This window comes from Rhodococcus sp. FW305-130 (genome assembly GCF_058788335.1).
The window spans coordinates 101,699-125,963 of the sequence record NZ_JBYTAP010000005.1 but is presented as its reverse complement, the minus strand read 5'-3'; the positions used below and the strand labels follow the sequence as shown (position 1 = coordinate 125,963).

The 24,265-nt window shown below is 63.1% G+C and carries 19 protein-coding genes; 6 read left to right on the top strand and 13 right to left on the bottom strand.

Annotated features, from left to right (window positions below; genetic code table 11):
* Positions 1–256 precede the first annotated feature (256 nt).
* The 4 genes from ndk to AC3WQS_RS16735 are packed head-to-tail and all read right to left on the bottom strand — an operon-like array spanning position 257 to position 5,264.
* Positions 257–676, bottom strand: a complete 420-nt coding sequence (ndk, locus tag AC3WQS_RS16750) for a nucleoside-diphosphate kinase (protein ID WP_019749070.1) — start codon at positions 674–676, stop codon at positions 257–259.
* A gap of 18 nt (positions 677–694) precedes the next feature.
* Positions 695–1,150: a DUF4233 domain-containing protein gene (locus AC3WQS_RS16745; RefSeq protein WP_019749071.1), complete on the bottom strand. Its 456-nt coding sequence runs from the start codon at positions 1,148–1,150 to the stop codon at positions 695–697.
* A complete protein-coding gene (gene folC / locus AC3WQS_RS16740) occupies positions 1,147–2,586 on the bottom strand; it encodes a bifunctional tetrahydrofolate synthase/dihydrofolate synthase (RefSeq protein ID WP_019749072.1) in 1,440 nt (479 codons plus the stop codon). The genes AC3WQS_RS16745 and folC overlap by 4 nt, the downstream gene beginning before the upstream one ends.
* Positions 2,583–5,264 (bottom strand): valine--tRNA ligase, encoded by a 2,682-nt coding sequence (locus AC3WQS_RS16735; protein WP_070797111.1) that lies wholly within the window; start codon positions 5,262–5,264, stop codon positions 2,583–2,585. Before AC3WQS_RS16735 ends, folC begins: the two co-directional genes overlap by 4 nt.
* A 172-nt stretch (positions 5,265–5,436) precedes the next feature.
* On the opposite strand from AC3WQS_RS16735, the gene AC3WQS_RS16730 reads away from it, so the two are divergent.
* Positions 5,437–6,138 carry a hypothetical protein gene (locus AC3WQS_RS16730; RefSeq protein ID WP_492711514.1) on the top strand — a complete coding sequence of 234 codons (702 nt, stop codon included), beginning with the start codon at positions 5,437–5,439 and terminating at the stop codon, positions 6,136–6,138.
* A 71-nt stretch (positions 6,139–6,209) separates the two neighbouring features.
* On the opposite strand, the gene AC3WQS_RS16725 is transcribed toward AC3WQS_RS16730, so the two are convergent.
* From AC3WQS_RS16725 to AC3WQS_RS16715, 3 genes are all read right to left on the bottom strand, one after another.
* On the bottom strand, positions 6,210–8,243 hold the full coding sequence (locus tag AC3WQS_RS16725) for a S9 family peptidase (RefSeq protein WP_175470273.1): 2,034 nt from the start codon (positions 8,241–8,243) through the stop codon (positions 6,210–6,212).
* Between the two features lie 12 nt (positions 8,244–8,255).
* Complete coding sequence (locus tag AC3WQS_RS16720) at positions 8,256–8,870, bottom strand: GNAT family N-acetyltransferase (RefSeq protein ID WP_003944518.1); 615 nt, start codon at positions 8,868–8,870, stop codon at positions 8,256–8,258.
* A 63-nt stretch (positions 8,871–8,933) separates the two neighbouring features.
* Positions 8,934–9,941 (bottom strand): iron-siderophore ABC transporter substrate-binding protein, encoded by a 1,008-nt coding sequence (locus AC3WQS_RS16715; RefSeq protein ID WP_019749076.1) that lies wholly within the window; start codon positions 9,939–9,941, stop codon positions 8,934–8,936.
* 120 nt (positions 9,942–10,061) lie between these two features.
* Here AC3WQS_RS16715 and AC3WQS_RS16710 point away from each other — a divergent pair, with 120 nt between their 5' ends.
* Together AC3WQS_RS16710 and fdhD are read left to right on the top strand one after the other, a co-directional pair.
* Positions 10,062–12,371, top strand: coding sequence for an FdhF/YdeP family oxidoreductase (locus AC3WQS_RS16710; protein WP_021344728.1), 2,310 nt, complete (start codon positions 10,062–10,064; stop codon positions 12,369–12,371).
* Position 12,372: 1 nt separating this feature from the next.
* Positions 12,373–13,242, top strand: coding sequence for a formate dehydrogenase accessory sulfurtransferase FdhD (fdhD, locus tag AC3WQS_RS16705; protein ID WP_020908229.1), 870 nt, complete (start codon positions 12,373–12,375; stop codon positions 13,240–13,242).
* Here fdhD and AC3WQS_RS16700 read toward each other — a convergent pair.
* The 3 genes from AC3WQS_RS16700 to aroQ are packed head-to-tail and all read right to left on the bottom strand — an operon-like array spanning position 13,193 to position 16,430.
* Positions 13,193–15,106: a sugar phosphate isomerase/epimerase and 4-hydroxyphenylpyruvate domain-containing protein gene (locus tag AC3WQS_RS16700; protein ID WP_492711517.1), complete on the bottom strand. Its 1,914-nt coding sequence runs from the start codon at positions 15,104–15,106 to the stop codon at positions 13,193–13,195. The two genes, fdhD and AC3WQS_RS16700, sit on opposite strands and share 50 nt — an antisense overlap.
* A complete protein-coding gene (locus AC3WQS_RS16695) occupies positions 15,103–15,981 on the bottom strand; it encodes a shikimate dehydrogenase (protein WP_113683745.1) in 879 nt (292 codons plus the stop codon). The genes AC3WQS_RS16700 and AC3WQS_RS16695 overlap by 4 nt, the downstream gene beginning before the upstream one ends.
* Positions 15,981–16,430: a type II 3-dehydroquinate dehydratase gene (aroQ, locus tag AC3WQS_RS16690; RefSeq protein WP_492711520.1), complete on the bottom strand. Its 450-nt coding sequence runs from the start codon at positions 16,428–16,430 to the stop codon at positions 15,981–15,983. The genes AC3WQS_RS16695 and aroQ overlap by 1 nt, the downstream gene beginning before the upstream one ends.
* 127 nt (positions 16,431–16,557) lie before the next feature.
* Between aroQ and AC3WQS_RS16685 the strand changes: the two genes are divergently transcribed.
* From AC3WQS_RS16685 to AC3WQS_RS16675, 3 genes are all read left to right on the top strand, one after another.
* Complete coding sequence (locus AC3WQS_RS16685) at positions 16,558–17,232, top strand: TetR/AcrR family transcriptional regulator (protein ID WP_019749082.1); 675 nt, start codon at positions 16,558–16,560, stop codon at positions 17,230–17,232.
* A gap of 71 nt (positions 17,233–17,303) precedes the next feature.
* On the top strand, positions 17,304–19,526 hold the full coding sequence (locus AC3WQS_RS16680) for a glycoside hydrolase family 3 C-terminal domain-containing protein (protein ID WP_492711522.1): 2,223 nt from the start codon (positions 17,304–17,306) through the stop codon (positions 19,524–19,526).
* 203 nt (positions 19,527–19,729) lie between these two features.
* The gene (locus AC3WQS_RS16675; protein WP_020970000.1) at positions 19,730–21,067 is read left to right on the top strand and encodes an MFS transporter; all 1,338 of its coding nucleotides are present in this window, start codon (positions 19,730–19,732) and stop codon (positions 21,065–21,067) included.
* Between the two features lie 84 nt (positions 21,068–21,151).
* Here the strand turns inward: AC3WQS_RS16675 and clpX are convergent, their stop codons facing one another.
* The 3 genes from clpX to AC3WQS_RS16660 form a co-directional block, all read right to left on the bottom strand.
* The gene (gene clpX / locus AC3WQS_RS16670; RefSeq protein ID WP_003944582.1) at positions 21,152–22,432 is read right to left on the bottom strand and encodes an ATP-dependent Clp protease ATP-binding subunit ClpX; all 1,281 of its coding nucleotides are present in this window, start codon (positions 22,430–22,432) and stop codon (positions 21,152–21,154) included.
* Positions 22,433–22,801: 369 nt separating this feature from the next.
* Entirely contained in the window at positions 22,802–23,464 is a 663-nt protein-coding gene (locus AC3WQS_RS16665) for an ATP-dependent Clp protease proteolytic subunit (RefSeq protein ID WP_003944539.1), read from the bottom strand.
* Between the two features lie 48 nt (positions 23,465–23,512).
* Positions 23,513–24,100, bottom strand: a complete 588-nt coding sequence (locus AC3WQS_RS16660; RefSeq protein WP_007730960.1) for an ATP-dependent Clp protease proteolytic subunit — start codon at positions 24,098–24,100, stop codon at positions 23,513–23,515.
* Positions 24,101–24,265 lie beyond the last annotated feature (165 nt).

Sequence of the window (24,265 nt, the reverse complement as noted above, 5' to 3'; positions counted from 1 at the left end):
GCAGAGGTCCAGGGATTTCCTGTTGACCTGGAGCAGCGATGAAAGGGCATCGAACCTAGGTGTCATCCGGTTGAACGTGCGTAAAACAAATTGCGGTTCAACTGAAAGCAGTATCCCACACCAACGCGCCTGCAACTGCAAAGGGCGCACCGATGTGGGATACGTGCCGAGAATTCGCTGTGGAGATGTGGGCCGAAGGCCCGTTCATGTGGGCCGGAGGCCCGTTACATGTGGGCCAGAGGCCCCGATCGAAGATTCAGATGGACGACAGCGCGGGGAACCACAGAGCGATTTCGCGCTCTGCCGACTCCACGGAGTCACTGCCGTGAACGAGGTTCTGCTGCGCTTCGAGTCCGAAGTCGCCACGGATGGTGCCCGGAAGAGCTTTGTCGACCGGGTCGGTTCCGCCGGCCAACTGACGGAAAGCAGCGATGGCGCGGGGGCCTTCGAGCACTGCGGCCACCAGCGGACCGGAGGTGATGAACTCCAACAAGCTCGGGTAGAACGGGCGCTCGGCGTGTTCTGCGTAGTGGCTACCAGCCACCTCTTCGGAAGCTACACGGAGTTCGAGTGCTGCAATTGTCAGGCCTTTGCGCTCGATACGGCTGAGGATTTCTCCTACGTATCCACGGGCAACGGCGTCGGGCTTGATCAGTACGAGGGTGCGCTCAGTCACAGCGGACAGCCTAAATGGTCAGTCCCGCTGGCCGGGAAGCAGGCCCTTGTCCATCCGGCGCTTGATGTCTCTCTGCAGGTAGACGAGGTATCCCCAGACGATCCCGAAGGTGATCGCCACACCGGCAATCGACGGGTGGACGAAGAAACCGAATAGAAGAATCACCTGCAGTGCGACGTTGAACCCCATCGCCCACGGCTTGCCCTGGACGCCGGCTCCCAGAATCATCAGTACCGCCAACCCGATGATGAATCCCGCGGAGGCCGCGGTGAGGCCACCGCCGACGACCGCGACAACCGGCAAAGCCAGCAGCACGACGATCGCCTCGAGGATCAGGGTTCCGGCCATCACTCCGCGGAAACTTTTCCAGGGGTCCTTGGTCGGAGGCCCGAACTCGCCGGCAGTGTCTCCGGACTCGGGGTCTCCGGGCTCGTGGCCTCCGGACTCGGGATTGGCATCTGACGGGGTACTCACGCGGGGTCCTTTCCGAACAGCGTGCGGGCGGCGCCTGCGGTCACGACGGATCCCGTTACCACCACACCTGCCCCTGATACGGCTTCGCCGGGTTCGGCGACCTGCTCGGCGATTTCGATCGCGACTTCCAACGCGTCGGCAAGCACCGGCGCCACGACGACGCGCTCGTCGCCGAACTTCGCGACGGCAATGTTCGCCAGCTCCTCGACATCCATCGCCCGGGGTGACCCGTTGTGGGTGACGACGATCTCGTCGAAGACGGATTCGAATGCGGTCAAGATGGCGTCGACGTCCTTGTCCGCCATGACGCTGACAACTCCCACGAGCTTGCGGAAGTCGAACTCCGCGGCCAGTGCGGCCGCGAGAGCGCGGGCGCCGTCGGGATTGTGGGCGGCGTCGAGAAAGACCGTCGGCGCACTCCGAACACGTTCGAGGCGACCGGGATTGACGATCGAGGCGAACCCGTTGCGGATAGCGTCCTGATCCAGTTGTCGATCCGGACCGGCGCCGAAGAACGCTTCGACGGCAGCGAGCGCGAGCGCGGCGTTGCGCGCCTGATGCTCACCGTGAAGGGGGAGGAAGATGTCGGTGTACACACCACTCAAGCCTTGAAGTTCGAGCTGCTGTCCGCCTACCGCGATCTGGCGAGCAAGCACCTTGAACTCCGAGCCTTCACGCGCGACCGCGGCCTCGACCTCGACAGCACGGCGCAGCAATACCTCCATGACTTCGGGAGTCTGCTCGGCGATGATCGCGACGGTGTCCACCGGAACCAGGTCCTCGCGGCCCTTCTTGATGATCCCGGCCTTCTCCTCCGCGATTCCGGCCAGGTCGGTGCCCAGGTACTCGGCGTGATCGAGGCTGATCGGCGTGATCACCGCGACCTGTCCGTCGATCACGTTCGTGGCGTCCCAGCGTCCGCCGAGGCCGACCTCGACCACGGCGACGTCCACCGGAGCCTCCGCGAATGCCGCATAGGCCATCGCAGTGAGCACTTCGAACTTGCTCATCGCCGGTCCCCCGGCTTCCTGCGACTGTGCGTCGATCATCTGCACGTACGGCTCGATCTCGCGGAACGTGTCCACGTAGAGCCGCGGGGAGATCGGATGACCGTCGATGCTGATCCGCTCGGTCGCGATCTGCAGATGAGGGCTGGTGGTTCGGCCGGTACGACGATGCAGAGCGCTCATCAAGGAGTCGATCATGCGCGTCACCGACGTCTTGCCGTTGGTTCCCGTGACGTGCACCGACGGATAGTTGTGCTGCGGTGAGCCCAGGACATCCATGAGCGCCTCGATACGAGTCAGTGACGGCTCGATCTTGGTCTCAGGCCAACGCTTGTCGAGTTCTGCTTCCACCAGCGCCAGTTCGGCGATGTCGACCGGAGTCGGAACCGAACTCTGAGCGTCGAATTGGGACGGCTCGTACGAACTCACTTGTCGGCCAACTCCTTCAGACGTCCTGTGATGCGCTCGATCTCTTCGACGGCGATCTGGCGACGTGTCTTGATCTTGTCGACGACGGCGTCGGGCGCCTTCGCCAGGAAGGCCTCGTTCGCCAGCTTGTTGTCAGCGGTGACGAGCTCCTTCTGCGCTGCCGCGAGGTCCTTTTCGAGCCGCTTCTTCTCCGCGCCGAGGTCGATGGTGCCCGAGGTGTCGATGTCGACCGTGACGGTGCCCTGGCTCAGACGCACCTCGACGGAGATCGACGCGGTGAATCCCTCTTCGGGTTCGGTCAGCTTGGCAAGCGCCGCCACGTAGGCGAACTGTCCGTCCATGCCTGCCTCCGAGAGCCCGGACGCACGAGCCGGAACCTTCTGGGAAGGCTTGAGCCCCTGATCGTTTCGGAAACGTCGCACCTCGGTGATCAGCTTCTGCGTGTCTTCGATCCTGGTGGCGGCCTGGGTGTCGACTGCCACACCGGACAACGTCGGCCAGTCGGCGACGACGACGGATTCACCACCAGTGAGCACCTTCCACAGGGTTTCGGTCACGAACGGAATGACCGGGTGCAGCAGGCGGAGCAGTGCATCGAGAACGTTGCCGAGCACAGCGCGGGTGTTCGCGGCGACAGCCTCGTCGGCGGCGAACTGCACCTTGGCGAGTTCGAGGTACCAGTCACAGACCTCGTCCCACGCGAAGTGGAACAAGCCTTCGCACGCCTTGCTGAACTCGTAGCGATCGAAGGCGGCGTCCGCCTCGGCCTGGACCGTGTCGAGACGGTCGAGGATCCAACGATCGGCGTCGGTCAGTTCGCTTCGAGCGGGCAGCGGCGCGGGAGCAGCGCCGTTCATCAGTGCGAACTTGGTCGCGTTGAACAACTTGGTCGCGAAGTTGCGCGAGGACTGCGCCGAATCCTCACCGACGGACAGGTCACTGCCCGGGTTGGCGCCGCGCGCGAGTGTGAACCGCAGGGCGTCGGCGCCGAAACGATCGACCCAGTCGAGTGGGTCGATACCGTTGCCGCGAGACTTCGACATCTTCTTGCCGTACTGATCGCGGACCAGTCCATGCAGGAACACGTCCTTGAACGGCATCTGCGCGCCGGACTTACCCGGACCGGCGGTGATCGACTCGTCCTCGGACACGTAGGTGCCGAACATCATCATGCGGGCGACCCAGAAGAACAGGATGTCGTAGCCGGTGACGAGAACGCTGGTGGGATAGAACTTTTCGAGCTCGGGCGTGTTTTCCGGCCAGCCCATGGTCGAGAAGGGCCACAGTCCCGAGGAGAACCAGGTGTCGAGGACGTCGGGATCCTGGACCCAGCCTTCCGGCGCTGTTTCGTCGGGACCGAAGCACGCAACTTCGCCCTCGGGGCCGTACCAGACCGGAATGCGGTGGCCCCACCAGAGTTGACGGGAAATGCACCAGTCGTGCATGTTGTCGACCCAGTCGAACCATCGCGGTTCCTGGCTCGCCGGGTGAATGACGGTGTCCCCGTTGCGAACCGCGTCACCCGCAGCCTTGGCGAGCGTCTCGACCTTGACCCACCACTGCAACGAGAGACGAGGCTCGATGGCCTCGCCACTGCGCTCGGAGTGCCCGACGCTGTGCAGGTACGGGCGCTTCTCGGCGACGACGCGGCCCTGCTCGGCGAGAGCTTCGCGAACCTTGACGCGAGCCTCGAAGCGGTCCATACCGTCGAATTCGGTTCCCGTGTCGGCGATCTTGCCGGTCTTGTCCATGATGGTGGGCATCGGCAGGTTGTGCCGCAGGCCCATCTCGAAGTCGTTGGGGTCGTGAGCCGGCGTGATCTTCACTGCGCCGGTTCCGAACTCGGGGTCGACGTAGTCGTCCGCGATGATCGGAATCTGACGCCCGGTGAACGGATGATCGAGAGTGGTTCCGATGAGGTGCTTGTAGCGCTCGTCTTCGGGATGGACCGCCACTGCGGTATCACCGAGCATCGTCTCGACGCGAGTGGTCGCGACGATGACGTGCGGCTCGTTGTCGTCGAGCGAGCCGTAGCGCAGGGAAACCAGCTCACCCTCGACGTCCTCGAACTTCACCTCGATGTCGGAGATCGCGGTCTGCAGCACCGGCGACCAGTTCACGAGACGCTCGGCGCGGTAGATCAGACCCTCGTCGAACATGCGCTTGAAGACGGTCTGGACGGCGCGCGAGAGGCCCTCGTCCATGGTGAAACGATCGCGACTCCAGTCGACGCCGTCACCGATGCGCCGCATCTGGCCCCCGATAGTTCCACCGGATTCGCGCTTCCAGTCCCAGACTTTGTCGATGAAGAGCTCGCGGCCGAAATCTTCCTTTGTCTTGCCGTCGGCAGCGAGCTGCTTCTCGACGACGGACTGCGTGGCGATACCGGCGTGATCCATGCCAGGTAGCCACAGCACCTCGTAGCCCTGCATCCGCTTGCGACGGCTGAGCACGTCCATGAGGGTGTGATCCAGGGCATGGCCCATGTGCAAGCTGCCCGTGACGTTCGGGGGCGGCAGCACGATGGAGTAGCCGGGCTTGTCGCTGGTCGCGTCGGCCTGGAAGTACCCGGCGTCTACCCAGCCTTGATACAGATCGGCCTCTACAGCGCTGGGGTCCCAGCTCTTGGGTAGGGCGTCGGCGGGGGTCTGGGGGTTCTCTGGAGCTGCACTGGTCACCACTTGATCCTAATGACTCCCCCGTCGTGAACGAATTCGCCCGTCGGCCGCCGCGGCGCACACGAACGACTGCCCCGCAGTCCGGGGTCAGCCGAACAAACGATGTTCACCGATCCGCTCCGCTGACAGGATCGCTCTGAAGGACGACCGACCAACTACCTGTGGAGCAAATATGTTGAACAACTGGAGTTCTCGCCGTCCCGGCGTTCGAACCTTGGCGGCGGCCGCGACGATCGGAGCGGCGGTTGCCCTCGTGCTTCCGGCGACTGCGTCCGCTGCCCCCGGCATCGAAGAAAGTGTGCAAGGAAGCATCGACAGTGGCAGCGCCACGATCAACGGAAGCGTCGGCGATATCGGGAACGACATCGCAAACGGCATCGCCAGCGGCAGCGTGGGCGACATCGTCGGCGGGATCGCCACTGGGAACCTCAACGACGTCCTCGGCGGCCTGAACGCCGGCTCGACCAGCGCGACGGACATCGTCAACGGCCTGGCCAGTGGCAATGTCGGGGACATTCTCAGTGGGCTGGCCAGCGGCAGCGGCGGCGGCGGATCGTTTGCACCCACGCAACGGTGTGACGCCTCGACGGTCTCCGGCGGCGCAGGAATCACCAGCACCAAGCACGAGCTCGGCCGCGGCGGACCGACGTCGTTCGTACTCGGCTACGAAACCGAGGACATCCCGGACCTGATCGAGGTGTACTACGAAGGACGGTTGATCCACAGCACCGGATACATCGGCGACGACATCAACGAGGGAACCGGTTCGGCGGTCGTCAACGTGCCCGCCGGCGGTGCATCGTCCGTGCTGGTTCGCGTCACGGGCCCTGACCACACCGAGTGGGCGTACACGGTTCGCTGCCCCGGCGCCTGAGTCCGGTCCGGATCCACGCGAAGACGATCGTGGCTCGTTCGGCTGTTTCAGCCGAACGAGGCACGCGCGCGTCAGCCCAGAATCTCCGGCAGCGCGACATCTTCGCCGAGAACGTGCTCGGAGAGGAACGCGGTGACCACCTCGTACCAGATCTTGGTGTGCTGCGGCTTGAGCACCCAGTGATTCTCGTCGGGGAAGTACAGGAAGCGATGGTCCGTTTTCCCGTCGTCGTCGGCGGGCAGACCTGACTCTGCGAGCAGTTCGTACCAGAGTCGCAAGCCCTCACCGATCGGAACCCGGTAGTCCTTGTCGCCATGGATGACCAGCATCGGAGTCGTGATGTCCGCGACGTACAGGTGTGGCGAGTTCTCGACGGCCATCTCCGGCGACATCTCGCGTTGCCAGTACCAGGCCGCGTCCGTCGTCGGGCCGAATTGATCGAGTGCCCAGAGGCTTGCGTGGGTGACGATCGCGTCGAAACGGTTGGTATGGCCGGCGATCCAGTTGGCCATGTAACCGCCGAACGAACCGCCCATCGCGCCGGTTCGCTTGGGGTCGATCTCGGGCTGCGCGACGGCAGCATCGGTGATCGCCATCAGATCGGTGAAGGGCGCCTTGCCCCACTGACCCCACCCGCGCTGGACGAAATCCTGCCCGTATCCGGTCGAGAGTGCGGGATCGGGCAGCAGTACGGCATAGCCCTTGGCGACGAGCAGCCACGGGTTCCACCGCCAGGACCAGGTGTTCCACGAACCGAGTGGGCCGCCGTGGACCCAGAGGAGCAACGGCACCGGCGCGTGCGGTGCGGCGCCGGTCGGCAGTGCCAACCAACTCCGGATTGTCGAACCGTCCTCGGCGCGAGCGGTGATCTCGGTCAGTGTTCCCGGCAGCTCCGGCAATGCGTCGGGTCCACGAAGTGCGGTGATCTCACCGGATCCCAGATCCACCCGCACCACGTGCGGGGGCGCTTCGTACGAGGCGCGCAACGCGTAGATCGACTCGCCGTCCGGCGCCACTCGAACATCGGTGTACGCCGCGTCGTCGGCTGTCAGGCGCACCGGCTGACCCCACAGGTCGATGGTGAAGATCGGCCCTCGGCCGCCGTCGTCAGCGGTGACCACCAGCCCGGATCCGTCGGGTAGCCAGGCAAGTGAGGTAGGCCAGCGATCCCAGCCGTCGGCCACGCCGGTCACGGCACCGGATCCGAAGTCGTAGAGCTGCAGAGTCATTCGCGGTGCGGACTCCGGCGTGGTGAGAGTCTCCCGGATGAACGCGAGCTTGGTTCCGTCCGGCGAGAGCACCGGGTTGTAGACGTCCGCGTCGGCCTCGTCGACAAGGGTGGTTCGGTCGCCGGTCACCGTGTCGATCCGAACCAACGTCGATCGGCGGGCGGCACTAGCCGCGCCGACAGCCCACGTGGTCACGACGAAGAGACCGTCGTCGGAAATCGTGGTCGACGTCTCCCGCAGCGCCGCGCCTGCAGTCGGTGTGATGTCCCGCAACTCGACGGATTCCTTCGAATCCGTTTCGGCGACAACCAGATGCGGATGATCGGGGCCCAGGTCGTGGTCCCAGTGCCGCACCGGATAACCAGTGTGCAGCATCGCCGTGACCTTCTTGTCCTTGCGCGCCGATCGCACCTGATCGTCCTGGTCGAGGCTGATCGCCGAAGCCATGACCGAAGTCTGGGCCACGAACGTCGGCGCCGCCTTGGCCGCTGATACCGACGAGACACCACCGGGACGTGAGATCAACAGCTGAGCTTCTCCGCCCGCCGCGGGCAAGCGCCAGAGTGCGGGTTGCGGATCGCTCTCGCCCGGCACGGCTCGCGTGGCGGTGAAGAGCACGTCGCCGTCGAACGCGAAGGCAGCACCCGACTCGCTGGTCGAGCCCCAGGTCAACCGACGCGCCGGACGCCGACCTTCCGGGTCGATCTCCCACAACGAGGACACGTATTCGGCGCTCTTGTCGTCGAGAACGGCGCGCGCGCAGATCAGCAGCGAGCCGTCGGGTGACAACACCAGGCCGGACAACCTGGCCAAGGCGATGTAGTCGTCGAGTTCGTCGAACGGTGTGCCTGCGTGGAGCTCGGGAATCTGGGTCACCACTAGTTGGTATCACGCGCCCCGCGGTTGACGCATCATTGCGTAGATCGTCGGCCCGCCGCCTGGCATGACGATGTCACGGGTCACTTCGAAACCGAAGCGGTTGTAGTACGGGATGTTCGATTCCTTGCTGCTCTCGAGGTAAGCGTCGACGTGTTCACGATCGCAACGCTCCAACCGGGAGTTCAGTAGGGCTTTGCCGTATCCCCCACCGCGCGCCGCGCTGCCGGTCCCGACCGTCGCGAGATACCAGTGCGGCGAATTCGGATGTGCTCCTTCGAGAACGGAGCTGACCTCGGCCGCGTGTCGTAGCCCCCTGCCGAAGACACGCACCATTGCGGGCAGGCTCACGAGCCCGGAAATCCACGACTGCTTCCACCGCCCCGGCGGATCCCACAGAGTTGCCCCGCCGATCACGCCGTTGTCATCGGTGGCCACCTCGACACCGCCACCGGCGAAGTGGTGGTAACGAGCTTCTGCGGCAAACAGTTTCGTCAGGCGCTCAGCCCTGGAGTCCTCGTCCGGCAACATCCAGGCCATCAAAGGATCATCTTCGAACGCCTCGGCCAACACCGCCGACAGCGCCGGAATATCGGATCGGACAGCCGGCCGCACGTGTACACCCATGAGGCGAGAGTACCGCCGACTGTCCGAATCCCTGGACTTTGAACAGCGCTGTCCTTGAACCGATCAGACGAGCAAGCCCGCAATCCGCGGCGGAATCTGTTCGAGCGCATACGGCAAGCTCAGTACGGTGCTCCACGTCATGGCTTCGGCAGCAGCGTCTTCCAGAATGATCGCGCGGCCGTCCTTCACGACGTCGAGTTCCTGGTAGATCGGGGTCTTGTCCAATTCCGCCCGAAGCTTGTCGCCGTAGCCACCACCGGCGTACCAGACGAGTACGTCGACGTCCGCAAGCGAGAGTTGCTCGGTGCTGATCTCGGCGAAGTTACCCGTGATCTGATCGGTGACAGGCGGATTCACGAATCCGAGTTCAGTGAAGAACCTCACCTTGGGGTCTTCCGGTCCGTAGACCCCGAATTGCCCCGGCCCCTTCAACGCGCCGACCAGAACGGTCTTGCCGGCAAACGCCGGATTGGCCGTCTTCACGTCGGCGAACTTCTTGTCGACGCCGGCGATCAGTTCGGTGGCCTTTCCTTGCTGCCCCAGCGCTTCGCCGATGATGGTCGTCTGGTTCTGCCAGGGGATTCCGTAATCCGCGAACTCCTTCGGCTGCGCCACCGTCGGCGCTATGGCACTGAGTTTGTCGTACTGCGCCTGAGTGAGCCCGGAGTAGGTGCCGACAATCAGGTCGGGTGTCGTGGCAGCGACCTTCTCCATCTGAATGGTGGTGCCCGCGGTTCCGATGATCTCGGGAGTCGCCCCGTTCAACAACGGCTGCGCCCATGGCCACACACCGTAGGGGTAATCGCCGTACCAGTCGAAGGTTCCGACCAAAGTCCCACCGAGGGCGAGGATCGCATCTTGATCGTTGTATCCGACACTGACGATCCGCTGCGGATCCTCGGGCAGCTCGGTAGCCCCAAATTTGTGGGTGATCGATCCCGCAGAGTCGCCGCTGGGGGGCGTGTCCTCGTCGTTCGAACTGGAGCAGGCTGCGGCGAATGCCAGCAACGCTCCCGACGTGCCGATCAGAAATCCGCGCCGGGTCAGCCGACCTGCGTCCGTTCGATCCATGCTCTTACCCCTTAAGTCCGCTCGTTCGGTAGGTAAGGCTAGCCGATGAATGTCGCATTCCGGTGAGTTCGACCGGCCCATTCGATGGCAGTACCGCGCCGTTCGGGCCAGTATGGAGACATGACGCGCCAGGGCCCCTCGAAAGACATCGACGAATCGGATCTCGAAGTCACGCACCCCAAGGACTACGCGGCCGGAGTGCCAGCCGTTCTGGTGTCGCTGCAACGAGGAATCGAGCAGATGGGAGCCTTGCGGACCGCCCGAACGCTCACCAGGCTCAACCAGCGTCACGGCTTCGACTGCCCGGGGTGTGCGTGGCCGGAGACTCCCGGACATCGCAAGCCCGCCGAGTTCTGCGAGAACGGAGCGAAGGCCGTTGCCGAGGAAGCAACGCTTCGCACGGTCACGCCTGAATTCTTCGCGGAGCACTCGATCGCCGACCTCGAAGGCAAGACCGATTACTGGCTCGGCCAACAGGGCCGACTGACGCACCCGATGGTCCTGACCCCGGGAGCAACCCATTACCAGCCGATCGACTGGGACGGCGCGTACGCACTGATCGCCGAACATCTGAACGGCCTCGCGTCGCCGGACGAAGCAGTGTTCTACACCTCCGGTCGCACGTCCAACGAAGCAGCGTTTCTCTACCAGTTGATGATTCGTAGCTACGGCACCAACAACATGCCCGACTGTTCCAACATGTGTCACGAGTCGTCCGGAAGCGCACTGACCGAATCCATCGGCATCGGCAAAGGCTCGGTGACGGTTCCCGACCTCGAGAACGCCGATCTCATCCTCATCGCCGGACAGAATCCCGGCACCAACCACCCTCGAATGCTCTCGACACTCGAGAAGGCAAAGGGCAACGGCGCCAAGATCATTGCCATCAATCCCCTCCCCGAGGCGGGATTGCGGCGGTTCAAGGATCCGCAGAAAGTCTCCGGCGTGATCGGGCACGGAGTCGACATCGCGGACGAGTTCCTGCAGATCCGGCTGGGCGGCGACATGGCGCTGTTCCAAGGCTTGGGGAAGCTGCTGCTCGAGCAGGAAGATCGCGCTCCCGGCACGGTGGTCGATCGCGCATTCGTCGACCGCTACTGCGCCGGTTGGGACGAATACGAGAAGCACATCCGCGCGGTCGATCTCGACACGGTACTCGAGGCGACGGGCCTGTCGATGGCGCAGCTCGAGGAAACGGCTGCCGCGCTTGCCCGATCCGAGCGAACCGTCACCTGCTGGGCCATGGGCATCACTCAGCACACACACGGAGTCGCCACCATCGAAGAAGCGGTCAACCTGCTGCTCATGCGTGGAATGATGGGCAAACCCGGTGCCGGGGTCTGTCCGGTGCGAGGACACTCCAATGTCCAGGGTGACCGCACGATGGGCATCTGGGAGAAGATGCCGGAAGAGTTCCTGGCCGCGCTCGACACCGAGTTCTCGATCTCGAGCCCCCGCAAGCACGGGTGGGACACCGTCGACGCGATCCGCGCGATGAATGCCGGCAAGGCAAGCTTCTTCATGGCGATGGGCGGCAACTTCATCCAGGCCAGCCCGGACACCGCAGCCACCGAAACCGCGCTGCGCCAATGCGAACTCACCGTTCAGGTTTCCACCAAACTGAACCGAAGCCACGTCGTTCACGGGCAGACCGCAATCATCCTCCCCACCCTCGGACGCACCGACCTCGACGTCCAGGCCGGCGGAAAGCAGCTTGTCTCCGTGGAAGATTCGATGTCCATGGTGCACCTGTCGCGCGGACGCCTCACGCCGGTCAGCCCCTACCTACGTAGCGAAGTCGCCATCATCTGCCAACTCGCCCGCGAACTACTCGGCAGCGATCACTCCGTCCGCTGGTCGGCCTTCGAGGGCAACTACGACCTGATTCGCGACTCCATCTCACGAGTGGTGCCCGGATGCGAAAACTACAACACCCGGGTTCGCCAGCCGGATGGATTCCAGCTCCCACACCCACCGCGTGACTCGCGTGAGTTCCGCACGCACACCGGCAAAGCCAACTTCGGCGTGAACGAACTGCACTGGATACCCACTCCGAGCGGGCGCCTGATTCTGCAGACCATGCGCAGCCACGACCAGTACAACACCACGATCTACGGCCTCGACGACAGATACCGCGGTATCAAGGGCGGACGCAAGGTCATCCTCGTCAATGCCGAAGACATCACTGCACTCGGATTCCGCGACGGCGATCTCGTCGACATCGTGTCCGAGTGGACAACACCAGACGGAACACTCGAAGAGCGTCGGGTCACGGAATTCCGCATCGTCTCCTACGACACCCCCCGCGGCAATGCGGCGGCGTACTACCCCGAGACAAATCCGCTCGTTCCCCTCGAACACGTTGCAGCCAAGTCGAACACACCGGTCTCGAAGGCCGTCACTGTTCGACTCGAAGCATCAGGCGCCTGAGATGGGACGGGTCACCGCACGAACACCGGTCGTTCGAATCTCGGGTGATCGGGTCGTCACGCGCCCCGACACGCTGGCCGTCGAAGAACCACTCGAAATGAGGGTTGGCGGTCAGGTGCTGGCCGTGACGATGCGAACACCAGGCAACGACGTCGACCTCGTCCACGGATTCCTTCTCAGCGAAGGCGTCATCGGTACCCGCGACGACGTGAGCGTCGTCCGGTACTGCGACGGCGTCGACGAAACCGGCGCGAACACCTACAACGTCCTCGACATCGCGCTCGCTCCCGGAGTGCCGTTGCCCGATCACACCACCGATCGCAACACCGTCGTCAGTTCCGCGTGCGGCGTGTGCGGCAAGACGTCACTCGATGCCGTCCGAACCACCACGCGGCATCCCCTGGTCGGTGACACGACTTCCGTCACCTCCACCGTCCTGTCGGCCATGCCGGTCACGCTCCGGGAGAGCCAACGGATCTTCGAGCGCACCGGAGGCCTGCACGCAGCCGGATTGTTCACCGCCACCGGCGAACTCCTGGCGCTGCGCGAGGACGTCGGCCGGCACAACGCAGTCGACAAGGTGATCGGTTGGGCAATCACCGACGGCCGAGTGCCGCTCTACGACACGATCCTGATCGTCAGTGGGCGGGCGTCGTTCGAACTCGTCCAGAAGGCCGTCATGGCGGGCATTCCGATTCTGGGCGCAGTCTCCGCGCCGTCGTCATTGGCCGTGGAGCTGGCACAGGAATCGGGGTTGACCCTCGCCGGTTTCATCCGCGGCGATTCGATGAACATCTACTCGCACCCGCACCGAGTCGAGGTCACGTCTGATTCGCGCGCAACTGAGCCGACAGTCGCACAGCGGAGTTGACCTCCCCGTAGCCCTCGTATCCACCCACTCGCTGCACGACCTCGAAGAACAGGTCTCCCCCGACCGTCGGGGTGAACAGGTGGAAGAACTCACCGCGGGCGTCAGCGTCGTAAAGGATTCCGGCGCTGCGCATCCGGTCGAGCAGTTCTGAATTCAGACCGAAACGTGCGTCCAGATCGTCGTAGTAGTTCGGGGAAATGGGTAGCGGAGCAAAGCCCCAGTCCTGCATGGACGCAGCGGCACCGAAGATGTTCTCACACGCGAAAGCGACGTGGCTGACGCCGCCGCGACGGACCGTCGGCAGCCCGCTTCGACTGCCCTCCACCATGTTCAGTGAGATCCGCAGGGTATGTCCGTCACCGTCCTGAACGAGCGTGAGTGCCTGGCTCCGCATGAGTCCGACCGAATCGGTGACGTCCTGCCCCTCGTGCGGTTGCATCTCGAACACGGACCGCAGGAGCAGCATGATGCCGTCCCAACTCTCGGCCGGAACTGCCAGTGCCACGTGGTCGATCCCGGTGAACACTGCGCCCTGTTCACGATTGCGCTCGGCGGGCAGCGGGTAGATCTCGAATGCCGATTCCCACGCTGCAGCGCTGCCGGGGCCACGAAGGTCGATCGATGTCGCATCGGTGACCTTCAAGCGTACGACGTCCGGTACCTCGGAGTTCTCGTCGCTCGAACCGGGCAACTGCACGCGCGTCGCCGGTACTTCGAGAGCCAGAGCGCGCTCTCCCCAAACTTCGGGTTCGGTTGCCCTGATGCCGATCTGAGTGAGAACCGGCAGATCCGCGGGCAGCCCGGGCGCCGTCCACACCGTGCCCGCTGTCGCGTCGACGGCAACGGTGAGCGGTCCGTGCCGCCACAACTGCAAGTCGTGATCGTGGTGCCGTCCGACCAGATGAAAACCGACGCGAGAGAGCATCGAGTGCACCTGGTCCTGTTTAGCCGGACCCGCAGCGATTCGCAGAGACACGATCCCTTCGAGCGGGGTGCGCTCCGGGTCGGTGAACAGCGTGGGTCCACCGGCGGCAGGGTTCGCGGCGGCGACCTGTTCTTCCAGATGGAGGAGCGACCGATGAGCGTCGATTGCCGTCCGCTGGGTGTCCGCGCGGCGGAATACGTCGTTGAAGATCTCGAGCGACCACGGTCCGTCGTAACCGGTGGCGTAGACATGCTGAGCGAACGCACTGAGATCGAAGCTGCCCTGCCCCGGGAAGTTTCGGTGATGCCGGCTCCACTGGAGGATGTCCATCGCCAAGAACGGAGCGTCCGCCAACTGGAGGAAGAAGATCTTCTCGCCGGGAATCTCGCGAATTCCGGCGGGATCGTCACCGCGCGAGAGGATGTGAAAGCTGTCCAGACAGGTACCGAGCGAAGGATGGTCGACGCCCTCGACGATCTGCCACGCATGGCCGTACGTGTTGACGTGGGCACCCCACGCGAGCGCCTCGTAGGCAACCTTCTTGCCGTGCTCGGACGCCAGTTCGGCGAGAGCTCCGAATTGCTCTGTCAACTGACCGTCATCGTGACTTGCGGTCGGCAGGGGCGAGGAGCACACCAGGAGCGTCTCGCACCCCAGTTGATCCATGAGCTCGAATTTGCGTTCCACTCGAACAAGATTCCGAGCAAATTGGGCCTCGTCCACCGTGTCGAAGTCACGGAACGGCTGATACAGATCGAGGGTCAAGCCCAGATCCGCAGCCCGAGTTCGCAATTCCTTCGGGGACCACGGCGAAGCAACAAAATCCGGCTCGAACACCTCGAAGCCGTCGAAGCCGGCAGCAGCGATGGCGTCGAGCTTCTCCTCGAGAGTCCCACTGAGCGATACCGTCGCGATCGACGTCCGGACCGGGGCACTCACAGCGCTGCCGCAGTCTGTTCGCCGTGCACGAGTTCCGTCATGTGCGCGAGCATCCGCTTACTGTCGGGCTCGATGCCCGTGAAGATCCGGAACGCGTCGACGGCCTGAAAGACAGTCATTCCGCCTCCGCTGAGCGTCGGGGCTCCGATCAACCTCGCCTGACGCAACAGCTCGGTCTCGAGCGGGCGGTAGACGATTTCCGCTACCCACAGATCTGGACGGAGCAGATCTGGCGAGAATGCCATTCCGGGATGAGCCGCCATTCCCATCGGCGTCGCGTGGATCAATCCGTTTGCGTTGCCGAGCACTTCGGCGAGGTCGTTCGTGTGCCGCGCCTCGACAACCTGCGCCGGAAACTGCTGCGCGAAGGTTTGTGCAAGTTCCTCCGCGCGAGGCAGGCTCGAATCGACCAACGTCAGTGTCCCGACACCGCGGGTGAGCGCTGCATAGGCAACCGCCGCACCGGCTCCGCCGGCACCGAGCTGCACGACGCGATCGAGCTGTGCTCCGGGAAGTCCGTCGTCGAAATTTCGGCCGAAGCCCGACCAATCAGTGTTGTGTCCGATCGCCTTGCCGGAGTCGAAGAGGACCGTGTTCACCGCACCGAGCCGGCTCGCATCCGGCGAGAGCTCGTCGAGGTGCTCGATCACCAACTGCTTGCACGGGTGAGTGATGTTGAGGCCGCGGAAGCCGAAACGTCTTGCATAGGTGAGAAGTTCACCGATGTCCGACGGCGCCATTCCCATCACGTCGAGATCGAGGATGCGGTAGACGTAAGGCAGGCCCTGTCTGCGCCCTTCTTCCTCGTGCATGATCGGAGTCAAGGAGGCTCCGATTCCGGTGCCGATCAGACCGCAGAGGATCGAATCACTCATCAGTTCTTCCCTTCTCGGATGCAGACGAATTCGACTGCGGCGCTGTATCCGTCGATTCCCAATCCACAGATGACGGCGTCGGCGATGCCGGAGACATACGAGTGGTGACGGAATTCTTCGCGACTGTGGATGTTGCTGATGTGCACCTCCACGACGGGGGCATCGAGTGTGACCAGAGCGTCGCGCAACGCAACGGAGGTGTGCGAGTACCCACCGGGATTGATGACGATGCCCGCGACATTTCCCCTGGCCTCGTGGACCCAATCGATCAGTTGGCCCTCGTGGTTCGACTGCTTTGCCTCGACCACCACTCCGAACTTCTCGGCCGCCGCTTCACAGCGGGAAACGACGTCGTCCAGGGTGCCTCTCCCGTAGAACTCCGGTTGGCGCTGGCCCAACAAATTCAAGTTGGGTCCGTTGAGAACCAGAACCGGTAGAGATGGAGTCATCAGGGGCACCTCGGGGTTGACGCTCGAAACTAATGTACGAACTAGTGAGTTAGTTCACTGGACGTTACTCCCCCGACGCGAACTCGACAAGCAAAGTCGACAAACTGCTGGCAGATAGAGTGAGCACATGGTTTCCGAGCAGTCAGTGAACTCCGTGGTGTCGAAGCCGGAGAAGCGACGCCGAAACAGCGATCTGACCAGGGTGAACATCATCGCCGTCGCCACCGAGGAGTTTGCCGACAAAGGCTTCGCCGGCGCCCGAGTCGACGAGATCGCAACCAAGACGCATACCACCAAGCGCATGATCTACTACTACTTCACCGACAAGGAAGGGCTGTACAAGTCGGTACTCGAGCATGCGTACAGCGTCATTCGCGCGCAGGAACGTGAACTCGACCTCGAGGGATTGAACCCCACGGCAGCAGTCCGCGCTTTGGCCGAACTCACCTTCGACCACCACGAACAGCACCCGAATTTCATTCGACTCGTGGCCAACGAGAACATGCTCCGCGGCGAGCACATCGAGAAATCCGAGTTACTCAGCGGCCTCGGCGCCCCTGCCGCCGACCTGGTCTCGCAGATCCTCCACGACGGGCAGCAGTCTGGGGCATTCCGCTCCGACGTCGATGCGCTCGATATTCACATGTTGATCAGCAGTTACTGCGTCTTTCGTATCGCCAATCGGTACACCTTCAAAGCGCTCTTCGACCGCGATCTGACCGACTCGACGCATCGTGAGCATCTACGAACAATGCTCGGCGACATGGTTGTTGCGTTCCTGACCTCGAAGGCGCCGTCCTGACCCACCCCGAAGTCCGAAAAATCCCCCTACGGTGGTGAGTGGAACTCACAGCTGCCACCGGGAGGAATGACGTGACCGAGAATTACGTAGACGGGCTTTCACTCGAGGAGAAGGCGTCGTTGACGTCCGGCTCGGATTTCTGGCACAGCCAGTCCGTTGCCGGAATCGAATCGATACTCCTGACCGACGGTCCGCACGGAGTCCGGAAACAACCCGAGGGCGGCGACGCACTCGGACTCGGCCACAGCATTCCAGCTACGTGTTTCCCACCGGCGGTCGGGTTGGGCTCGTCGTGGAACCTCGACCTCATCCGCCAGGTCGGTGAGGCTCTGGGCGACGAAGCCAAAGCCGAACAGGTCTCGGTCCTCCTCGGCCCAGGCATCAACATCAAACGATCACCCTTGTGTGGCAGGAATTTCGAATACGTCTCCGAGGACCCATTCCTCTCCGGCCGCGTCGCGGCAGCGCTGATCACCGGCATCCAGTCTCGCGGCGTCGGAACCTCGCTCAAGCACTTCGCTGCCAACAACCAAGAACACGACCGGATGAGAGTCAGTGCCGACGTCGACGAACGGACGCTGCGCGAGATCTATCTGGCCGGCTTCGAATACGCCGTCAAGACCGCGGCCCCGACGACGGTCATGTGCTCGTACAACAAGATCAACGGTGTGTACTCGAGCCAGAACCATTGGCTGCTCACCGAGGTACTCCGCGAACAGTGGGGCTTCGACGGCCTCGTCGTTTCGGACTGGGGAGCGGTCAACGACCGCGTGGCGGCACTCGCCGCGGGCCTCGACCTGGAAATGCCGCCCACCGGAACCGATACCCAGATCGTCGACGCCGTGCGCGGCGGCGACCTTGACGAATCCGTGCTCACCACTGCGGCCGAGCGCCTGTCTACGCTGGTGAAACGCACCGCCGCCGCGCGCACCAAGGGCCACACGTACGACGTCGAGCGTCACCACGAACTGGCACGGACCGCTGCAGCGGAGTCCGCTGTATTGCTGGCCAACGACGGAGAACTACTGCCGCTGACCCCCGGCGGGCAAACTGTCGCGGTGATCGGCGAATTCGCGTGCAGCCCGCGGTACCAGGGGGCCGGCAGTTCACAGGTGGTTCCAACCAAGCTCGACAATGCCTTGGACGCGATCCTCGACCTCGAAGGCGCCGACCGCGTCACTTTCGCACCGGGCTTCACCTTCGACGGCACTCCGGACGACGACATGGTCACCGAGGCTGTCGACGCCGCACGCCGCGCTGACGTCGCGGTGCTGTTCCTCGGACTACCGTCCGCCACAGAATCCGAAGGATTCGACCGACCCGACATCGAACTGCCGGCTGACCAGATCGCCCTGCTGGAAGCGGTCCACGGCGCGAACCCGAACACGGTCGTCGTGCTCGCCAATGGCGGTGTGGTTTCGATCGAGCCTTGGAAGGATCATGCCGCCGCAATCCTCGAGGGCTGGCTACTCGGCCAGGCGGGCGGCTCGGCGATTGCCGATCTTCTGTTCGGCATCACGAATCCGTCGGGACGCCTGACGGAGACCATTCCGCTTCGCCTCCAAGACAATCCGTCGTATCTGCATTTCCCGGGATCACAGCAGCACGTCCGCTACGGCGAAGGCCTGTACGTGGGATACCGCTACTACGACTCCGCGCTGCGCGAAGTGGCGTACCCGTTCGGGTTCGGGCTGAGCTACACCACCTTCGACATCACCGATACCTCCGTCGAGTCCGGTGAGAACTCCGCCGAAGTGACCGTCACCGTGCGCAACAGCGGCGACCGATCGGGCAGCACCGTCGTTCAGGTCTACGTCCACGACGCCTCGGCAAGCATCGATCGACCCGCGCAGGAATTGAAGGGCTTTGCCAAGGTTTACCTCGCCCCCGACGAATCCGCGACTGTGACCATCACGCTCGACACCAGGGCATTCGCCTATTGGTCCGTCGCGGCGCAGGACTGGGCGATCGAACCTGGCGACTACGAGATCCGCGTCGGCTTCTCGTCTCGGGACATCGCAACCACCGACACGATCACCCTGGCCGGGAACGTCGGCGTCGGCACGCTCGACGCCATGTCGACCATCGGCGAATGGCTCGCCCATCCCGTCGGCAGCGCAGTTCTCGGCGCCGCCATGGCTGCCGCAGCGGGCGACGGTGAACAGGCGGTCAGCCCCGAGATGATGGCACTCGCAGGCTCGATGCCGCTCGGAAAACTCGCCACCTTCGGCCTCGGCATCACCGAGGAACAGGTGGCGCAGTTGGTGGCGGCCGCCGCGCAGCCAGGCTCCTGACCGCCTGAACTGCGGTTTCGACGTGCGAAGAGTCCCCCGGTAGATTTTTATGAACTATTTGGTTAATAATCTTGTGTAGTCGCTGTGGCGTCGGTTACATTCCTTGTATCGCTCTCCGCACAGACGTTCTCGATACGAACACCCTCGACGAACACCATCGGCGGATGTAGAGCCTCCACGACGCTTCCACCCAGGAGATGAGCATGTCAGCTAGCACGGTTACACCGTCCGGCCCCGAGGCGGGATCCTTGGCCAGGCCGGACACGACCAAGGTCAAGCGCGCCGCAACGTCGTCGTTTCTCGGCAGCATGCTCGAGTACTACGACTTCTACATCTACGCCTCCGCCGCTGCACTCATCTTCCCCACCGTGTTCTTCCCGGACAGCGGGCATGCGGCACTGCTTTCGCTGGCCACCTTCGGTGTCGCGTACGTCGCGCGTCCCCTCGGCGCTGTAGTCCTCGGCCATTTCGGTGACCGCGTCGGCCGCAAGAAGATCATGCTGCTCACGCTCATCATGATGGGCGCAGCAACATTCCTCATCGGATGTATTCCCAGCGCGGATTCGATCGGAGTTCTTGCACCGATACTGCTGGTCCTGATGAGAATCGCTCAGGGCATCTCCGCCGCTGGTGAACAGAGTGGCGCCAGCTCACTGACTCTCGAACATGCTCCCGAAGGTAGACGCGCATTCTTCTGCAGCTGGACTCTCAACGGCACCCAGGCCGGCTTCATCCTCGCCAGCCTCGTCTTCCTGCCCATCGCCGCACTCCCCGACGACATCCTCTACACGTGGGGCTGGCGAATCCCGTTCTGGGGCAGCCTGATCGTTCTCGTGGCTGCATACATCATGCGTCTCAAGCTCGAAGAGCCGGAAGAGTTCACCGAGCAGCAGGAGTCGAAGGCCGTCGCCAAATTGCCTGTTGCCGATCTCCTTCGCACCCACAGCGCAAATCTGATTCGCGTGATCTGCTGCGCTTTCATCGCCGTCGTCTCGACCATCTTCTCCGTCTTCGGACTCGCCTTCGCGACCACCGAGGAAGTGGGGATCCCGAAGTCGACCATGCTCTGGGTGGCCATCGCAGCCAACGCCGTGGCCTTGCTCAGCCAGCCCGCCTGGGCGATTCTCTCCGACCGAATCGGTCGCAGGCCGCTGTTCATCGGTGGCGCCCTCGGTAGCGCGGTGTTCATCTACGTGTACTTCGGCGCAATCGCCAGCGGCAACGTCCCGCTGATCTTCCTGGCCGCAATCGGATTGATGTCCGTCTTCTACGCTGCCCCGAATGCCATCTGGCCGTCGTTCTACTCCGAAATGTTCAACACCAAGGTCCGCTACTCCGGCATCGCGATCGGCACCCAGGTCGGCTTCGCCCTCGCAGGCTTTGCGCCCGCCATCGGCAACGCCCTCATGGGCGGGGACAAGACACACTGGATGCCCGTTGCCATTCTGACATCGGTGGCCTGCGTCATCTGCGCGATCTCCGCGTTCACCGCCAAGGAGACGTTCCGCACTCCCCTCAAGGAACTCGGCAACCCGATCTAGCCGAACACCCCCCAGACGCCCTGCACGAACGACTGTGGCCCGGCATCTCGCGAGAGATACCGGGCCACAGTCGTTTTGAAGTTTCTACGCCGTCTTGTCGCGACGCTCGCCACGCTCCGGCTTACGCGGAACGATGGTCGGAAGTACGTTGTCGTTGACGGTCTCCGCGGTGACGACCACCTTTTCGACGTCGTCACGGCTGGGGATGTCGTACATCACCGGAAGAAGAACCTCTTCCATGATGGCGCGCAGGCCACGAGCGCCGGTTCCACGCAAGATCGCCTGATCGGCGATAGCGTCGAGCGCTTCTTCGGTGAACTCGAGTTCGACGCCGTCCATGTCGAAGAGACGACGGTACTGCTTGACGAGAGCGTTCTTGGGCTCCGACAAGATCTGAACGAGCGATTCCTTGTCGAGGTTGGTCACCGACGCGATCATCGGCAAACGGCCGATGAACTCGGGAATCAGACCGAACTTGATCAAATCCTCCGGCATGACCTCGGCGAAACGATCGACCGTATCCAGTTCGGCCTTCGACCGAACCTCGGCGCCGAAACCGATACCGCGCTTGCCGACACGATCGGAGACGATCCGCTCGAGACCAGCGAAAGCGCCCGCGACGATGAACAGCACGTTCGTGGTGTCGATCTGAATGAATTCCTGGTGCGGATGCTTGCGACCACCCTGCGGCGGGACGCTCGCCTGCGTACCTTCGAGGATCTTCAGCAACGCCTGCTGAACACCTTCGCCGGAGACGTCACGCGTGATCGACGGGTTCTCGCTCTTGCGAGCGATCTTGTCGACCTCGTCGATGTAGATGATTCCGGTCTCGGCGCGCTTGACGTCGTAGTCGGCAGCCTGAATCAGCTTGAGCAGAATGTTCTCGACGTCCTCACCGACGTAGCCGGCCTCGGTCAACGCCGTCGCATCGGCGATGGCGAACGGGACGTTGAGCATCTTCGCGAGAGTCTGAGCGAGGTACGTCTTGCCACAGCCGGTGGGGCCGAGCATCAAGATGTTGGATTTTGCGAGCTCAACCGTCTCACCCCGCGCATCACGGCCCTTGTCTCCGGCCTGAATGCGCTTGTAGTGGTTGTAGACGGCCACGGCCAGCGTCCGCTTGGCGGAATCCTGACCGATGACGTAGTTCTCGAGGAATTCTCGGATCTCCGCAGGCTTGGGAAGCTCGTCGAGCTTGACCTCGCTCGACTCGGCCAATTCCTCTTCGATGATCTCGTTGCAGAGGTCGATGCACTCGTCGCAGATGTACACCCCGGGTCCTGCAATGAGCTTTTTGACCTGCTTCTGACTCTTGCCGCAGAAAGAGCACTTGAGCAGATCCCCGCCGTCGCCGATGCGTGCCATCTCGTGAGGTCCCTACTTTCCATCATGTACGTGCACTCGCCGCCACTCGATCGGTCGAGACGCTCCGCAGTACTCGGTATCAGATCAGAAGTTGTCAGATCAGAAGTTGTCGGATCAGACAAACTGATCAACAAACCGATCGAACAAATCTGGTCGAACAATCGCAGAACGCCGGTCGAGAACCAGCCCGTGAAGTGACGGTACCCGCAGATCCCGAACGGGGTCGACCTGTTCTCGGCGTTTCGCCTGCGGATAAAAAAGAAAAGAGTCGAGATCTCAGCCTGGCGAGCGCTCCACCAGGCACTTCTCGACGTGTCCGCCTCGTGTCGGGAATCGGAATACAGATCCTCGACACGAGGCGGAAATCGACTACTTCTGTGCGCTGAGCTTCCGGTAAGCCAGCACGTCGTCGATGATGCCGTACTCCTTGGCCTGCTCGGCCGTGAGGATCTTGTCGCGATCGGTGTCGACGCGGATGGTCTCCGGATCCTTGCCAGTGTGCAGCGACAGCGTGCTCTCCATGAGTCGACGCATACGCTCGATTTCCGCAGCCTGGATCTCCAGATCGGAAACCTGACCCTGGATGCCGCCCGTGGCCGGCTGGTGAATCAGAATGCGCGAGTTGGGGAGCGCGAAGCGCTTGCCCGGCGTACCACCGGCGAGAAGCACAGCAGCTGCCGAAGCAGCCTGACCGAGGCAGACGGTGGAGATGTCGGCACGGACGTACTGCATCGTGTCGTAGATCGCCATCAGCGCGGTGAACGAACCACCGGGCGAGTTGATGTACATGGTGATGTCGCGGTCCGGATCCTGCGATTCGAGAACCAGCAACTGTGCCATGAGGTCGTTGGCGGAGACGTCGTCGACCTGCGAGCCGAGGAAGATGATGCGCTCCTCGAACAGCTTGTTGTACGGGTCGGACGTCTTGACGCCGTAGCTGGTCTGCTCCGTGAACTGGGGCAGGATGTAACGCGATTGGGGGCCCGACGGCGCCTGGCCGCCCAGCGAGTTAGCTCCGAAAAGATTGGTCATCAGTTCTCCAAAGTATGAATTGGGCAGCGAAAGGATGGACGAACCGGCTCAGTTGCCGGTGCCGCCGGCCTGATTCGCACGGGAGACGACGTGGTCGACGAAGCCGTACTCGAGAGCTTCCTTCGCCGTGAACCAACGGTCACGGTCGGAGTCCGCGGTGATCTGCTCGACCGTCTGGCCGGTGTGCTGAGCGATCAGCTCGGCCATTTCGCGCTTGGTGTGCTTGAACTGCTCGGCCATGATCGCGATGTCACTGGCGGAACCACCGATACCGGCGGACGGCTGGTGCATCATGATGCGGGCGTGAGGCAGTGCGTAACGCTTGCCCTTGGTGCCTGCCGAGAGCAGGAACTGACCCATCGACGCCGCAAGGCCCATACCGAAGGTGGCGATGTCGCACTCGGCGAACTGCATCGTGTCGAAGATCGCCATACCTGCGGTGACAGATCCACCGGGCGAGTTGATGTAGAGCGAGATGTCTCGCGTCGGGTCCTCGGCCGAGAGCAGCAGGATCTGCGCGCACAGCTTGTTGGCGATGTCGTCGTCGACCTGGGTACCGAGGAAAATGATGCGCTCTCGCAGCAAGCGCTCGTACACCGAGTCGCTGAGGTTCAACCCAGCGGTCGCTGAAGTCATGGCGGGACTCTGCAAAGTCTCCAGGTGATTGGAAGTCACGGTACCTGCCTTCTATGTGGATCTACTTGTGCGGTGGATCGTCTATGCGAAACACTTCTACTGACACAGACAGTAACGAAGTAGGGGGGGAAAAAAAAGCCCTTGCAGCCCTCCCCCCCTCCCCAC